The 16,129-nt window shown below is 38.1% G+C and carries 14 protein-coding genes; 11 read left to right on the top strand and 3 right to left on the bottom strand.

Annotation, left to right across the window (positions count from 1 at the left end):
• Positions 1-25 precede the first annotated feature (25 nt).
• The 6 genes from rpsA (at position 26) to DC53_RS02705 (ending at position 4,848) form a co-directional block, all read left to right on the top strand.
• Positions 26-1,693 carry a 30S ribosomal protein S1 gene (gene rpsA, locus DC53_RS02680; protein WP_002961176.1) on the top strand — a complete coding sequence of 556 codons (1,668 nt, stop codon included), beginning with the start codon at positions 26-28 and terminating at the stop codon, positions 1,691-1,693.
• Positions 1,694-1,759: 66 nt separating this feature from the next.
• The gene (ihfB, locus tag DC53_RS02685) at positions 1,760-2,047 is read left to right on the top strand and encodes an integration host factor subunit beta (RefSeq protein ID WP_007376597.1); all 288 of its coding nucleotides are present in this window, start codon (positions 1,760-1,762) and stop codon (positions 2,045-2,047) included.
• 21 nt (positions 2,048-2,068) lie between these two features.
• Entirely contained in the window at positions 2,069-2,350 is a 282-nt protein-coding gene (locus tag DC53_RS02690) for a lipopolysaccharide assembly protein LapA domain-containing protein (RefSeq protein ID WP_007376596.1), read from the top strand.
• Between the two features lie 2 nt (positions 2,351-2,352).
• Positions 2,353-3,489, top strand: coding sequence for a lipopolysaccharide assembly protein LapB (lapB, locus tag DC53_RS02695; protein ID WP_007376595.1), 1,137 nt, complete (start codon positions 2,353-2,355; stop codon positions 3,487-3,489).
• 187 nt (positions 3,490-3,676) lie between these two features.
• A complete protein-coding gene (gene pyrF / locus DC53_RS02700) occupies positions 3,677-4,381 on the top strand; it encodes an orotidine-5'-phosphate decarboxylase (RefSeq protein ID WP_008139217.1) in 705 nt (234 codons plus the stop codon).
• A gap of 92 nt (positions 4,382-4,473) precedes the next feature.
• On the top strand, positions 4,474-4,848 hold the full coding sequence (locus DC53_RS02705; RefSeq protein ID WP_033031666.1) for a hypothetical protein: 375 nt from the start codon (positions 4,474-4,476) through the stop codon (positions 4,846-4,848).
• Positions 4,849-4,955: 107 nt separating this feature from the next.
• Here the strand turns inward: DC53_RS02705 and DC53_RS02710 are convergent, their stop codons facing one another.
• Both DC53_RS02710 and DC53_RS02715 read right to left on the bottom strand, forming a co-directional pair.
• The gene (locus DC53_RS02710; protein WP_007376592.1) at positions 4,956-5,786 is read right to left on the bottom strand and encodes a CvfB family protein; all 831 of its coding nucleotides are present in this window, start codon (positions 5,784-5,786) and stop codon (positions 4,956-4,958) included.
• Between the two features lie 2 nt (positions 5,787-5,788).
• The gene (locus DC53_RS02715) at positions 5,789-7,117 is read right to left on the bottom strand and encodes a DEAD/DEAH box helicase (protein WP_008139225.1); all 1,329 of its coding nucleotides are present in this window, start codon (positions 7,115-7,117) and stop codon (positions 5,789-5,791) included.
• Between the two features lie 208 nt (positions 7,118-7,325).
• On the opposite strand from DC53_RS02715, the gene trhO reads away from it, so the two are divergent.
• From trhO to DC53_RS02730, 3 genes are all read left to right on the top strand, one after another.
• On the top strand, positions 7,326-8,333 hold the full coding sequence (gene trhO, locus DC53_RS02720) for an oxygen-dependent tRNA uridine(34) hydroxylase TrhO (protein WP_033031664.1): 1,008 nt from the start codon (positions 7,326-7,328) through the stop codon (positions 8,331-8,333).
• A 148-nt stretch (positions 8,334-8,481) separates the two neighbouring features.
• On the top strand, positions 8,482-10,377 hold the full coding sequence (locus DC53_RS02725) for a DUF294 nucleotidyltransferase-like domain-containing protein (RefSeq protein ID WP_033031662.1): 1,896 nt from the start codon (positions 8,482-8,484) through the stop codon (positions 10,375-10,377).
• Between the two features lie 3 nt (positions 10,378-10,380).
• Positions 10,381-11,091: a 3'-5' exonuclease gene (locus tag DC53_RS02730; RefSeq protein ID WP_033031660.1), complete on the top strand. Its 711-nt coding sequence runs from the start codon at positions 10,381-10,383 to the stop codon at positions 11,089-11,091.
• Between the two features lie 90 nt (positions 11,092-11,181).
• On the opposite strand, the gene DC53_RS02735 is transcribed toward DC53_RS02730, so the two are convergent.
• The gene (locus DC53_RS02735) at positions 11,182-12,762 is read right to left on the bottom strand and encodes a BCCT family transporter (RefSeq protein WP_033031658.1); all 1,581 of its coding nucleotides are present in this window, start codon (positions 12,760-12,762) and stop codon (positions 11,182-11,184) included.
• A gap of 893 nt (positions 12,763-13,655) precedes the next feature.
• Here DC53_RS02735 and egtB point away from each other — a divergent pair.
• On the top strand, positions 13,656-14,927 hold the full coding sequence (egtB, locus tag DC53_RS02740; RefSeq protein ID WP_033031656.1) for an ergothioneine biosynthesis protein EgtB: 1,272 nt from the start codon (positions 13,656-13,658) through the stop codon (positions 14,925-14,927).
• Positions 14,924-15,898: an L-histidine N(alpha)-methyltransferase gene (egtD, locus tag DC53_RS02745; RefSeq protein WP_033031654.1), complete on the top strand. Its 975-nt coding sequence runs from the start codon at positions 14,924-14,926 to the stop codon at positions 15,896-15,898. The genes egtB and egtD overlap by 4 nt, the downstream gene beginning before the upstream one ends.
• The last annotated feature ends 231 nt before the right edge of the window (positions 15,899-16,129 follow it).

Genomic DNA, 16,129 nt, shown 5'->3' with positions numbered 1-16,129 from the left:
ATTAATATATGAGACGTATATTCGTATGTCAGAAAATTTTGCGCAGTTATTTGAAGAAAGCTTAAAGGGTTTTGAAGCAGAGCAAGGCTCTATTGTTAAAGGTACAGTAATCTCTATCGAGAATAACATTGTACTTGTAGATGCTGGTCTTAAATCAGAAAGTGCTATCCCTGCAGAGCAGTTCAAAAATGCTGCTGGTGAACTTGAAGTTGCTGTTGGCGACGAAGTAGATGTTGCACTAGATGCAATTGAAGACGGTTTCGGTGAAACTATCCTTTCTCGTGAGAAAGCGAAGCGTCACGAAGCGTGGATCCGTCTTGAGAAAGCATGTGAAGAGCAAGAAACTGTTACCGGTGTTATCAACGGTAAAGTTAAAGGCGGTTTCACAGTTGAAGTTGATTCAATCCGTGCTTTCCTACCTGGTTCACTTGTTGATGTTCGTCCAGTACGTGACACAACTCACCTTGAAGGCAAAGAGCTTGAATTTAAAGTAATCAAGCTTGATCAAAAACGTAACAACGTTGTTGTTTCACGTCGTGCAGTTATCGAATCTGAAAACTCACAAGAACGTGAAGAGCTTCTTGCTAACCTTGTTGAAGGTCAAGAAGTTAAAGGTATCGTTAAGAACCTTACTGACTACGGTGCATTCGTTGACCTTGGTGGTGTTGATGGTCTACTACACATTACTGATATGGCTTGGAAGCGTGTTAAACACCCTTCAGAAATCGTTAATGTTGGCGACGAAATCGCAGTTAAAGTTCTAAAATTCGACAAAGATAAAACTCGTGTATCTCTAGGCCTTAAACAGCTTGGTGAAGATCCATGGGCAGCTATCGCTGGTCGTTACCCAGAAGGTTCTAAACTTTCTGGTCGTGTTACTAACCTTACAGATTACGGCTGTTTCGTGGAAATCGAAGAAGGCGTTGAAGGTTTAGTACACGTTTCTGAAATGGATTGGACTAACAAGAACATCCATCCTTCAAAAGTTGTAAGCCTTGGCGACACTGTTGAAGTTATGGTTTTAGAAATTGACGAAGAACGTCGTCGTATTTCTCTTGGTCTTAAGCAATGTATTGCTAATCCTTGGCAGGAATTTGCTCGTCTACAGAACAAAGGCGATCAAGTTACTGGTAAGATCAAATCAATCACTGACTTCGGTATCTTTATCGGTCTTGACGGTGGTATTGACGGTCTTGTACACCTTTCAGATATTTCTTGGAATACACCTGGCGAAGAAGCTGTACGTGAATTCAAGAAAGGCGACGAAATCACTGCTATCGTATTGCAAGTTGACCCAGAGCGTGAACGTATCTCTCTAGGTGTTAAGCAAATCGAAGCTGACCCATTCAATAACTACCTTGATGCAAACAAAAAAGGTGCTATTGTTAAAGGTAAAGTGACTGAAGTTGATGCGAAAGGCGCAACTGTTGAACTTATCGAAGGCGTTGAAGGTTACATCCGTGTAGCCGATATCGCTCAAGAACGCGTTGAAGATGCAACTACTGTTGTTTCTGTAGGCGACGAAATTGAAGTTAAATACGTTGGTGTTGATCGTAAGAACCGCACTTTAAGCTTATCTGTAAAAGCTCTTTTCGAAGCAGAAGAGAAAGAAGTACTAGAGAAGCTTAAGAAAGAAGAGCCAGTGTTTGAAAACGCAATGGCAGCTGCTTTCGCAAATGCACAAAAAGACTAATATATAATTAGTTTTAGTTGGAAGGGCATTTTTTGCCCTTCCTATATTTCTTTTTAAGGAAACGATATGACTAAGTCAGAATTGATAGAAACACTTGCGGAACAACACGCACACGTTCCAGTGAAAGATGTTGAGAATGCTGTAAAAGAAATTCTTGAACAAATGGCCGGCTCATTATCTACTTCAGATCGTATTGAGATCAGAGGTTTTGGTAGTTTCTCTTTGCATTTCCGTGCTCCTCGCACAGGTCGTAACCCTAAGACTGGCGATACAGTTGAGCTTGACGGAAAGCATGTACCTCATTTTAAACCGGGTAAAGAATTACGCGACCGCGTGAATGAAAGTATTGCCTAGTTAACTTAGTGGAGTAGTTACTTGTTTAAGGTCTTAAAAATTATTCTGGTTGCGCTATGCCTAATTAGCGCATTTGTATTGGGTTCTCAAAATCCACAATTAGTACAAATTAATTATATTATTGCCAGTAATACATTACCTTTAGCTGTAATAATAAGTATTTGCTTTTTACTGGGTGTTTTGATCGGTTTTTTTATTAGCTTTAAATTATTTTCACAATTGAAGTGGCAAAACTATCGGTTGAAAAAGTTATTAGTACCTGAAGAAGATAAAAAAAAGCTTGCTGCTAATAAAGACATTTAATTATGATTGAGCTTTTGTTTTTATTACTCCCTGTTGCAGCCGGTTACGGTTGGATTATGGGGAAAAACAGTGCTAAAAACCAAGCTCACTTACTTAATCGTCAGATTACCTCTGAATACAGTAAAGGCTTAAAGTTTTTACTCGATAGAGAAGAAGACCAGGGCTTAGAGCATTTAATTAACTTGCTTGAAGTTTCGGCTGATTCAGTCGAGCACTATTCTACACTTGCCACTATGTTTCGCCGTCGAGGTGAACTAGACCGCGCAATAAAAATCCATGAACTACTTTTAAAACACCCAAGCTTAAATGAACAACAAGCTGCAACAAGCCGTTTAGAACTTGCTGAAGACTATATTATGGCTGGTTTACTTGATGGTGCTGAAGAACATTTAGTCTGGCTAGTTAAAGCAGGGCATGTTGAAGCGCTCGAACCGATTATAACTTTGTATTCGCAAACTCGCGAATGGGAAAAAGGTATTAATATGTTTGAAGCCCATAGCGAACTATTTTCTAAAGAACAGCAATTCAAAGCTATTGCTAATTTTTATTGCGAATCTGCTCTGAGTGATGATAATCCACAATTAATGAGAAAAGCAATTAGCTTAAATTATAAAGCAGTGCGTCCTCTTTACGAATTAGGTTTATTGGCTTATATAAAAGAAGACTACGTTAAAGCAATTTATTACTGGCGTGAACTTGTTACTCAATTTACTTTGTTTGCTCCGCTATTTATTGATCAGCTCGCACATAGTTATAAACAATTAAATTTAACGCATCAATTTCATGAGCTAGTAGGTGACTTGTTAGAAAAGGGCGGTGTATTAATAAAAATAAAACACTGCCAAGCTTTGTTAGAACAAGGGCATACAAAACAAGCTTTTGATTTTTTAACTGATAGTTTAAAACGTCAACCTACTATTCGTGGTTTTAGTTTTTTACTGCAATTGATGGGTGATCAAAACAAAAACACAAAAGAAGTACTGAATCAAATTGATAAATTGGTTACTTCTTACATAGCGACTAAACCTGACTTTCAATGTCAGCACTGTGGCTTTACTAGCTACACGATTTATTGGAATTGCCCTTCTTGTAAACATTGGGAAACTATTGTTCCAAGCAGAGGATTAGACGGATTTTAATAACCCCTTTAATAATACTGGATTTAAAGATGATCATTTTAGCAAATTAAACTGAGTGTTTACTTAGTTGAAATTTTTGTAAAACACAGTCTATATAAATTTCATTTATCAACACTTAAAATCACCTGCTGAAGATATCGCATTAGATCTATTTATAGTTACTTTATAGCCATACATTAGGATAGTTATGTCTTTTGAACACTCAAAAAAAATTCTTATAGCATTAGATTACGACGATCAACAAATAGCTCTAGACTTTGTTAAGCAACTTTCACCAGAGACATGTCGCCTTAAAGTTGGCAAAGAGATGTTTACTTATTTTGGTCCTACTTTTGTTAAAGAACTAATTGATTTAGGCTTTGATGTTTTCCTAGACTTAAAGTTTCATGACATTCCTAATACAGTTGCAAAGGCTGTGACTGCAGCTGCAAAAATGGGAGTATGGATGGTTAATGTACATGCATCTGGTGGCTTTGAAATGATGAATAAAGCTAAAATGGCCCTAGAAAAATTTGGTGATAAAGCACCTTTGCTAATTGCTGTGACTGTTTTAACAAGCATGGATGAAAAAGAGCTTGAGCGTTTAGGTATTGATAAGCCGGCGAAAGAGCAAGTTATCTATTTAGCTAAACTTGCTCAAGAGGCTGGACTTGACGGTGTTGTATGTTCAGCACAAGAAGCTGAGGTACTTAAATCCGAGCTGGGGGAAAGCTTTAAACTTATCACTCCAGGTATTCGTCCAGAAGGGAGTGCAGCAGGCGATCAAAAGCGTATCATGACACCTAAGCAAGCCATTGATGCTGGTAGTGATTATTTAGTGATTGGACGGCCTATAACGCAATCTGAAAATCCTTTGAGAGTATTAACTGATATTAACAAGTCCATTGCTTAATTCAATAAAAAGTAGTTGTTAAGTGCTATGCCCTTACTTAATTGGTATATTATGCTACATTAATAGTATCAAAATTCAGTAGGGGATCTATTTTGAAGTCGTTTTTTGGTTTGGTTTTCATTATTATTGCGGGTTTTTTAGTTAACAAGTATGTTCTTTCAAGTAAAGCTTATGATGGCGTGACAAAGGTTACAGATATTATTTCTAGCTACCCTATTAACGTATATGATTTTAAAAAGACGATGGCTGATTATGCTTATCATTTATGTTATAAAAATGAAAGCGTCTTAAGTAACCATAATATTAGTATAAGTGAATGTGTTGATAATCACGATCAGCGAAAACAAGACTGTGACAAAAAGGTATTTCGTTTAGCACCACTTAATCTAGAAACTAAAGAAGATGCGCTTGATTATTCCAGGCAATATACGCAATGCACTTTACCTTATAAGTATATTTTAGGTTGATACACTTTCATTAATATTTTAGGTTTAATAAACGATAAAAACCTTATTTTCAAATCAACTAATCTAAAAAATTAAAGCGTTTAGTAAGTACACTAAACGCATTTTTGTTACTTCAAACGGATTGATTTTGCTTCAATATCTATTAACTCTTGTTTAAATAAGCCACCAATTGCTTTTTTATAATTAGCCTTACTGGTAGAAAACATCTTTTTTATTGCTTCAGGATCAGACTTATCACCAAGTGGAATAACACCGCCTTCGTTTTTAAGTTTTTGCATAATAGTTTCACCAAGGTCACTTACTTTTCCCATACCTGGCTTTTCTAGTACAACATCAATTTTTCCGTCGTCACGTACTTTTTGAATATAGCCTTTAAGCTTTTGACCCACAAATAAGCTTTTAAATACCATATTGTAAAAAACAACACCGAAGTGCGACTCTTCAATTAATACTTTGTAGCCAATATCCGTTTTTCCAGCAACAATTAAATCCACTTCTTGTAAGTGAGTATATTGCGGCTCATCTTTTGATAGGAAACGATTAAAGTTGTTTGAGGCACAAATACGTTGGCTTGCATTATCAAGATACAGGCGTACTAAATAAGAATGGCCTTCTTGCATGCGTGGTTTTTGTTCATTAAAAGGTGCAAGCACATCTTTCTCAAGGCCCCAATCTAAAAATGCCCCAATACTATTTATTTCTTTAACGCGCAGTAGGGCATACTCGCCAACTTGAGCATGTGGTTTCTTTATTGTTGCTGTGGCCAAATTAGCATTGTCTAAAAAGATAAATACACTAATACTATCGCCCGCTTCAAGCTCATGTTTTATTTCTTGTTTTGGTAAAAATACTTCACCTAAATCATGGCCGTCTAAGTAAGCACCTTCGTTACTCACTTCTTTTACAAATAATGTTTGTGTGGTTCCTAGGTAACTCATAATTATTCCTGCTCAGGCTTTTTTTTACGGCGCATTGGTGTATCGCCATCAATGTTCATCGGTGCTTTAATTGGTGCTGTAGGCTTTTTAGGTTTAGCTTTGCGCTTAAATGCAGGCTTTTTAACAGCGGCGGCTTTTTCTTTAGATTTGTCCCACGCTGCCTCAGGTTTTTTCTCTTTTAAACCTTTAAACTTAGCTTTTAAGCTCTCTACGCTCGCAAATTTTAATTCGTCATTTAAAAATGCTTTAATAGCTAAATAACTTGCCCAATCTTTTGGGCCAACTAATGAAATTGCGTTACCTTTAAAGCCTGCTCGTCCTGTGCGACCTATGCGGTGTACATATTCTTCAGCGTGTTTTGGTAAATCAAAGTTAATAACATGCGTTACGCTTAGTAAATCTAAACCACGAGATGCAACGTCGGTGGTGATCAATATTTTAAAGTTTTCGCGACTAAACGAATCCATGATATCTAAACGTTTACTTTGCGTTAAATCACCAGCAAGCGCCACAGATTTGAAGCCTTTAGCATTAAGCGCTTCACTCAAACGGCTCGTGTCAGAACGCGTTGCTGTGAAGATAATACATTGACCAACATCATCTTGGTTTAAAAAGTGCTCTAATAGCGCTTCTTTATGATCAAGGTGATCGGCAAGGTATAACGTTTGTTTAATATCGCTATGTTGCTCATTTGCTGCACTTAGCGTAATTTGCTTTGGTTTTTTTAATAGGTTACGTGATAGAGCATCTACTTGTGCATGGTCAAGTGTTGCAGAAAACAATAACGTTTGACGTAAACGGTGATTAGCTTGCTCGTTAATCATTTTTAACTGCTCAGTAAAACCTAAATCTAAAATACGGTCGGCTTCATCAAAAATAAGCAGTTCTAGTCCGCTCAATTGTAATGAACGTTTTGTAATGTGATCAGCTAAACGCCCTGGTGTAGCAACTACGAATTGTGGGTCGTTTCTAAGTGCTTTTATTTGGTCATTAAAGTTTTCGCCACCAAGTATTTTTACGGCCTTAATGGCTGTGCCTGCAATTAATAAACGTAGCTGAGTAAAAACTTGCGTAGCAAGCTCACGCGTAGGAGCAACAATAAGTACACGAGGATCGCGTTTACTGAGTGCTTTTTGTTTCATAACCCTTTGTACAGCAGGTAATAAAAACGCCAAGGTTTTGCCCGACCCAGTTTTAGACTGAGCGAAAATGTCATGCCCTGCAAGTGCGGTAGGCACTGCATGCGCTTGAATATCGGTGGGCTGGGTGATCCCTTGATGTGCTAGTTGTGTTTCAAGGCGTGTATCAATCCCAAGATCAGTAAACTGCAATGTGTGTTTCTCCAAAATGAGCAAATTAACTCTATAAATTTATCAGCGCATTATAGCTTACACAGCTAGGTCGCTAACAGTAAAAACCAATCTATAGCGCTATTTTTTGCAATTAAACTAAAAAAGCGTAAAATACGCGCCCCATATGCGCCGGATTTACGATTCGGTAAACGCCAATATTGGCTAACAAGGCAAAATAGGAAATATAATGACTGTTGTTCATAAAGATAATGTAACGGGCGATCACTTTGTAGTATGTGCGCTGTATAAGTTTGTAGGTTTACCTGAATTTGAAGCTATCCGTAAGCCATTACTAGAAGTGATGGAAGCAAATGAAGTACGCGGTACTTTATTGCTCGCTGCCGAAGGTATAAACGGCACTGTTTCTGCAAAACGTGAAGGGATAGACAACTTATTAGCCTGGCTTGATGAGCAACCAAATTTAAAAAACATCGTAACAAAAGAATCTTACGACGATGAATGTCCGTTTTACCGCACTAAAGTAAAACTAAAAAAAGAAATTGTAACGATGGGCGTTGAAGGCGTAGATCCGCTTAAAGTTGTGGGTAGCTATGTAAAGCCAAATGAGTGGAACGCACTTATATCTGACCCTGAAGTAATTTTAATTGATACACGTAATGATTACGAAATTGAAATTGGTACATTTCAAAATGCGGTTGATCCAAATACTAAAACCTTTCGCGAATTTCCACAGTGGGCAAAAGAAAACTTAGACCCTGAAAAACACAAAAAAGTGGCGATGTTTTGTACCGGCGGTATCCGCTGCGAAAAATCGACAGCCTACATGAAAGAGCAAGGTTTTGATGAGGTTTATCACCTTGAAGGCGGTATTTTAAAATACCTAGAAGAAGTGCCAAAAGAAGAAACCATGTGGGAAGGCGAGTGTTTTGTATTTGATAATCGTGTTGCGGTTGATCACGAACTACAAAAAGGCTCTTATGATCAATGCCACGCGTGTCGTATGCCAATTACAGAAGACGAAAAGTTAAAGCCTGAATACATGGAAGGCGTTTCTTGTCATCACTGTATTGAAGAAGTAACGGACGAACAACGCGCACGTTTTGCAGAGCGCCAAAAGCAAATAGAACTAGCGCAAGCGCGCGGTGAGGGCCATATCGGTAATGAGGCACAAGCTGTTTTACAGCAACGTAAAGAAGCTAAAAAAGCCCAAAAAGACGCTCAGCGCGGTAAATAAATTTATACAATAAGTGTTACATTTAAAGAGTCTATTTAGGCTCTTTTTTTGTGCCCAAAATTGTGCAGTAATTGTTTTCACACCCCGATGATAGTGTTAGTCTGCAAAATAGATTTAGTCATTTTAATGCGCATACAGGAAGGGATTTATGCAAGCCGAACAAGTTGAAATCGCACAATTTTTAGCACAACATCCTCCTTTTGATGACTTACCTCAAAAAGCGCTTAATGAGCTAGCTCAACAAGTAGAAGTGGCTTATTTCAGAGCTCAAACAGATATTTTGAGTTTTGGACAAGACATTTCTGATTTGTATGTAATTAGAAGTGGTTCTGTAGAAATGTATCGCCGAAATGGCGAGCTGTACAATCGTTTGGCTACCGCAGGTATATTTGGTCAAATGGGTTTATTGATGAACCGTAAGGTGCGTTTTCCTGCAACTGCTCTGGAAGATACGTTAGTGTATTGCATAAATGTTGAACTATTTAATCGTTACTGTGATGAGTTTGATGCGTTTGCTGATTACTTCGAAACAGACGGTAACGTGCGTTTGCATCAAGCTATTGTCGAGCAAGCCGATGGTAATGACCTGACAACCGCGAAGGTAAAATCATTAATTCACAGAGATGTAGTGACCGTAGATGCAACTTCTACAATACAAGATATCGCTAAATTAATGACCGAAGAGGCGGTATCGTCAGTGTTGGTAACCGATGTAAATAAACCCATAAATGATGACCCAGAAGAAGATGATGGACAAGTAGTTGGTATAATAACTGATAGGGATTTACGCACTAAAGTAGTGGCTAAAGGGCTTGCCTTTAACACGCAAGCAAAAGAGATTATGTCCACTAACTTAGTGCTTTTAGATGCTAATGACTATATTTTCGAAGCAGTACTTGCCATGCTTAGAGATAACTTACATCATTTGCCAGTCGTACAGAAAAGACGCCCAATTGGAGTTATCTCACTCTCTGATATTTTGCGTTATGAATCCCAAAGCAGCTTACTGTTAGTGCGTGGCATACTGGCTCAACAAACAATAGAGGATTTGGCGCATTATGCGCGCCAATTGCCCAATGTGTTTGTTCGTATGGTGAATGAAGATGCAAACTCACACATGGTTGGTACAGCCATGGCTGTTATAGGGCGTACATTTAAACAAAGACTACTTGTATTAGCAGAAGAAAAGTTTGGACGACCTCCTGTGCCTTACTGTTTTATTGCTCTGGGCTCAATGGCTCGAGACGAGCAACTTATTGTAACCGATCAAGACAACGCGCTTATTTTAGATGACAGTTACGACGACGAGAAACATAACGCGTATTTTCAAAATATTGCTGATTTTGTGTGTGATGGCTTAGCGCAGTGTGGTTACACCTACTGTGATGGAGAAATTATGGCGTCGTTTAAAAAATGGCGTAAAACTCGCTCACAGTGGTTCGATCAATTTGCAGATTGGATAGCGCAGCCAAAACCACAAGCGCTGCTTAATAGCGCTATATTTTTTGATTTAGACGGTGTGTGGGGTAAAACTAAGTGGGCCGACGAGCTTAAAATATTTATAGCAAAACAAAGTAAAGTAAATCGCGTGTTTTTAGCTAATATGGCAGCAAATGCACGCAACAGAACACCTCCACTTGGCTTCTTTAAAGGCTTTGTTATGGAGCATAATGGCCAACATAAGCGTTCAATGAACTTAAAGCGAAGAGGGACTGCACCTCTTTCTGATGTTATTCGGGTGCACGCATTAGCCATTGGTTCACGCAAACAAAACTCGTTTGAGCGATTAGAAGATATTATTGACGCAAAACTTTTACCACAAGGCAAAGCGCAAGATTTACGTGATGCACTTGAGTACATTGCCATGATGCGAATTCGCCATCAAGCGTGGCAAATAGAGAAGGGCGAAGAGCCCGATAACGACTTAGACCCACATTTACTTTCTCCGTTCGAGCAACGAAACTTAAAAGAGGCATTCGCTATTTTAGAAAAAGCACAAAGCTATTTAAAATTTAGCTACACAGCAAACTCTGGTATGAAGTAGCCTATGAATCCGCGTAATCATAAAGCAATTAATTGGCAAGCTAGGTATAACGAGCTTGCCAATAGCACCAAAAATAAACTCTTAAAACACTTTTATGCGGGTGCTTATAATCAAGACAAAGCTGCAATAAAAGACGTACCTTTTGTAGCAATGGATTTTGAAACAACAGGCTTAAATAGCCAAAACGACGATATAGTGAGTGTTGGTTTAGTGCCGTTCAATTTAGAGCGCATTTATTGTAAGCACAGTCGGCATTGGGTTGTGCAGCCTAGACGAAACCTTCATGAAGAGTCTATTTTAATACATGGAATAACGCACTCTGAGGTAAATGAGGCCCCTGACTTTAATCAAATTATAGAGCCTTTACTTGAAGCGCTCAGTGGTAAAGTTGTCGTGGTGCATTACGCTGCAATAGAGCGCCACTTTTTAAACAATGCTTTATTAATAAGACTTAAAGAAGGGATTGAGTTTGCACTGGTAGATACAATGGAAATAGAAAAAAGAGCACTAAAAGCAAGGCAAGGGTTATTAGGGCGGCTGTTTAACACAAAATTAGGTTCTCTTAGACTAACAGATTGCCGTGCGCGTTATTCTCTACCTGCATATCAAAATCACAATGCGCTAACGGATGCACTTGCTACAGCTGAGCTTTTACAAGCGCAACTGAGTCACCATTATCGTGTAGACACGCCCATTTCAGAGTTATTGCTATAAGCGCATACAATTTAAAGTTATTAAACAAAAAAAACGCCGCAAAATTGCGGCGCTTTCGTTACTAGCTAAAAGTGTTACTTACTAAAAGTATTACTTAACTGGGCGAGGCTCAGTTCGTAAACCTAAAACTAAGCTTAAACACATAAACAACAATACAATAGTAAATGGCAACCCTGTAGAGACAGCGCCTGCTTGTAGTGCTTCAATTGCTTGTGTGCCACCAATCCAAAGTAAAGCAGCTGCAATTGCGCCCTCAACCGATGCCCAAAATATACGTTGTGGTACCGGTGCATCAATTTTACCGCCAGCTGTAATTGAATCAATTACTAATGAACCAGAGTCAGATGACGTAATGAAAAATACCAACACTAATAAAATTGCAATAAACGATAAAATATTAGATAAAGGTAACTCATCAAGCATTTGGAACATAGCTAAAGGTACTTCAGTTAAACCATTAGTGCCTAACGCACCAACACCATTAACTACTTGATCAATCGCAATACCGCCGTAAATAGACATCCATAAAACAGTAACTAGAGTAGGGATAAGTAAAACCGCAATTAAGAATTCACGAATTGTACGACCCCGTGATACACGCGCGATAAACATACCTACAAACGGTGACCAGGAAATCCACCAAGCCCAGTAAAACACAGTCCAACCATGCATCCACGTTTCGTCTTCACGACCGTGAGGATTACTCAATGGAATAATATTTTCTACATAGCCCATTACGGTAGTTGGTATATTACCCATTGCTACAGCAAAGCCTACTAAACAAACAAACAATAATAATGAAAACGCAATTAGCATATTTACATTACTTAGCAGTTTCACACCACCGTCAATACCACGAACCACAGAGACAATGGCTAAAAGTGTTACACCTGCAATAACTAAAATTTGAGAGCCAATGCCACCTTCTGTGCCAAATACATGGTTAATACCTGCAGAAGCTTGCTGCGCACCTAAACCTAAAGACGTTGCAAGGCCAAATAACGTAGCAAGTACAGCTAAAATATCAATGATATGACCAGGCCAACCCCACGCTCTATCACCTAATATAGGGTAAAAAATAGAACGAATCGAAAGCGGTAAACCTTTGTTATAGGTAAAAAACGCAAGAGATAAACCAACAACAGCGTAAATAGCCCAAGGGTGAAGACCCCAATGAAACATAGTTGCGCCCATTGCTAATTTTGCAGCTTCTGCTGTGTTAGCAGCTACATTAAGCGGTGTTTCGTACCAACCAGTAAAGTAAGCAACTGGTTCAGCAACGCCCCAAAACATAAGGCCGATACCCATACCCGCAGCAAATAACATAGCAAGCCATGAAACGCGAGAGTGAGAAGGTTTAGCGTCATCACCACCAAGGCGAATATTACCGTAAGGAGAAACAATAAGTGCTAAACAAAAGAGTACAAAGAAGTTAGCAGCCCACATAAATAGGGCATCAAAATTATTAATAATATCGGTCTTGATACTATCAAGCGCTGTTTTTGCAGTTTGTGGGTCGGTAACAAGTATGGCGATTAAAAAGATGACAATCAGGCCCGCACTAGTTCCAAAAACAGGGTTGTGTATATCAAAACCCCACTTTTGTACGTTGTCCTGACCTACGGTGTAATCCGTGTTGTCAATACTATATTTGTCATGATTTTCCTTCATGCAATACCTCTTTAGTTGTCCTAACAAGCCAAAATAAATTCGGCGTCATATCGAATTACATTAGCCTTTAAATATTAAGTAAAAAGTAATACTGTAATTATTTGTAGACTAACTAATTTGAATAGTGATCATACAGCTAGTAGTGTATGAGTTAAATATTAAATGTAAATGTATTTATATTTAAAACGCTGTTTATATGGCCAAATTCATGATTCTTTCATTTAAAAGCTCTAAATTTAAAAATTCAGTGAACGTTAAAATTTAGTTTGCTATTAAAAGTATTAATTTACTTGGTTAAGTAAAAAAAGATCATTTTTAAGTATCTTAATTAATGCTTAAATATTAGGGCTTGTTAGTCTTTTAGGATTGAAATTTGTTTAATTTAGGCGCAATTTAATCGCTCCTAGATTTATAGCTTAGCGGTTCGGTAACAGCTTATGCGTTATTTCTCATGCTTGCATGCACGTAAAAATAATCAAAAGCCAGCTAGCAAGGAGCAAATTTTTCTTCAAGGCTATTATAAATTTATAAGCCGATAAGCATCTTTAATCAAGTTGTAATATGAATATGATTTAACACAACATTAGGGTATGTTGAATTTTGGCGATTGAATTTGCAGTAGTGTGTTTGGTTTTTAGGCAAGGCAGAGGCTATGTAGTGTGGTCATTCCCCATAAATAGGCGATAACGCTGCATAAATACCAAACATACACTGCCTTTTGGGTTCTTTCTAGGGACGATTAACTCTTTGTTACTCGGTTTTTACTTAGCCCACTAGGTTACAAACCTCGTGCCGCGATTTAATCACCCTAGATTGAACAAATTTCAATCCAAAAAGCTCAGCATGCCCTAAGCTATATTTTATAAATAGATAGGCAAAGGATTATTACTATTATGCGTGAAAGCGTTACAAACGATACCAATCAAAACGAACTTGTTAAACACTTTTGCAGCGTTAGAGACGAAAGCCTAGCCATTATCGAACCACTCACTGTGGAAGATTGCCAATTACAAGCTATGGCTGATGCTAGTCCCACTAAATGGCATTTAGCGCATACCACGTGGTTTTTTGAAACGTTTTTACTTAGTGTTTATTGTAAACAGTACGCAGTGTTTAACCCTCACTATAAAATGCTTTTTAATTCTTACTACAATGGGATTGGAGAGCAATTTAAACGGGCAAACAGAGGAAGCTTATCTAGGCCAGGTTTAGACGAAGTACTAGCTTACAGAGAACATGTAGATAGCCGCGTGATTGAATTACTTAAGACTGACGTTAACCCGCACATTAAAGATATTATTGAACTTGGGTTACACCACGAGCAACAGCATCAAGAGCTAATGCTTATGGATATTAAATATAACTTTTCAGTAAATCCATTATTTCCTCAATATAAAACATCGCTTTTAAATAGCCAAAAAAAATCAGCTGATATTAAACCCCTTAATTTTATCAATTTTGAACAAGCCATTATTAATATTGGCACAAATGCCGACGATGAATTTGCATATGATAACGAGTGCCCCAAACACCAAGTACTAATTCATCCATTCAGTTTTGCTAATAGATTGGTCACTAATGGTGAATATTTAGACTTAATAAATGCCGGTGGATATAGCAATCCACAATATTGGTTAAGCGACGGTTGGGCGCATATTCAAAACACTCGTTTAACGCATCCATTATATTGGCATTGCATAAATAACGAATGGTTTGAGTTTACACACTACGGATTGCAGCCTTTAAATTTAAGTGCACCCATCAGCCATGTTAGTTATTTTGAGGCCAGCGCCTATGCTAATTTTGTAAAGGCTCGCTTGCCTACAGAGTTCGAATGGGAATATGCAGCTAAAAATACATCTTTAACAGACACTAATAATAACTACCTAATACCACAACAAGCAAAAGATGATACCGAAATAAACCAGTTAACGGATTCATGTTGGCAATGGACAAACAGTGCATATTTACCATACCCCGGTTTTAAACCTATTGAAGGAGTAGCAGGGGAGTACAATGGTAAATTTATGAATAACCAAATGGTGTTACGTGGTGGGTGTGTGTTTACCCCTCAAAACCATTTACGACAAACATACCGAAATTTTTATTACCCACATCAAGCGTGGATGTGCAGCGGGATAAGACTAGCTAAGGATATAGTATGAGCCAAGTAACAGCGATTAAAAAAAGTAACATAACCGACACTGAATTTTTAAACGACGTGATAAGCGGATTAACTCAACAACAAAAAACGCTTCCGTGTAAGTATTTTTACGATGATAAAGGTGCTGCATTATTCGAGCAAATAACATCCTTACAAGAGTATTATGTTACACGTATTGAGCTGTCTATTTTAGAGCAATACTCGCAGTCGATTGCTCAAATGCTACCTGAAAACCTCTCTATTATTGAGCCTGGGTGTGGTTCGGGTAAAAAGGTCGCGTATTTATTAGCGCATATGGCAAACGTAAAAACCTTCGTACCGTTTGAAATTTCTGAGGAGATGCTCAGTTATTCACTTGCACATTTGTCGCCATTATTTCCAGATTTGGCAATTTCGCCATTACTAGGAGACTTTACACATAATCAAATGGTTAAACAGCTAACCAAAGACACCGCTTTAGATAGTCAAACCAATTTGGTGTACTTTCCGGGCTCGACTCTTGGCAATTTTTCTCCAGTTAAAGCCATCGAGATTATGAATAATTTCCATCGCTTATGCGGTGTAAACGGTTATGTATTAATTGGGGTTGATTTAGTTAAAGAGCGCCAAGTGTTACTTGATGCATATAACGATAAAGCGGGAGTTACCGCCGCATTTAATAAAAATTTACTACAACGTATTAATAACGAGCTAAACGGCACATTTAATATAGATAACTTTAGCCACGAGTCACGCTTTAACGAGCAACATAGCCGTATTGAAATGCATTTAGTAAGTAATTGCACTCAAAGCGTGATTATAAATGATCAGCAAATAGACTTTATAGAAGGTGAAAGTATCCATACAGAAAACTCTCACAAGTACACGCTCGAGTCGTTTAAGCAGCTAGCAGCGCAAGCTAATTTAAAGTTAGAGCAAACATGGCAAGACGATAGTAACTATTTTGCATTGTGCTTGTTAAGACCGCTATAAACGTTTACTTAATATGTTTAGGGCGTGTTGATCTTTGATAGTTGAATTTGCAGCAATATGTTTGGTTTTTAGGCAAGGCAGAGCCTATGAAGTGTGGTTATTCCACATAAATAGGCGATAATGCAGCATAAATGCCAAACATGTGCTGCCCTTCGGGCTGACGAATCCCCAAAACGTGACAGGCACAGCAATTTATGATCTTATGTAAATCACCACAACCCACATAAGTCA

The sequence above is a fragment of the Pseudoalteromonas fuliginea genome (assembly GCF_000690055.1).
In the GTDB taxonomy this organism is placed as follows: Bacteria; Pseudomonadota; Gammaproteobacteria; order Enterobacterales; family Alteromonadaceae; genus Pseudoalteromonas; species Pseudoalteromonas fuliginea.
This window is presented reverse-complemented; position numbering and strand designations above follow the sequence as displayed.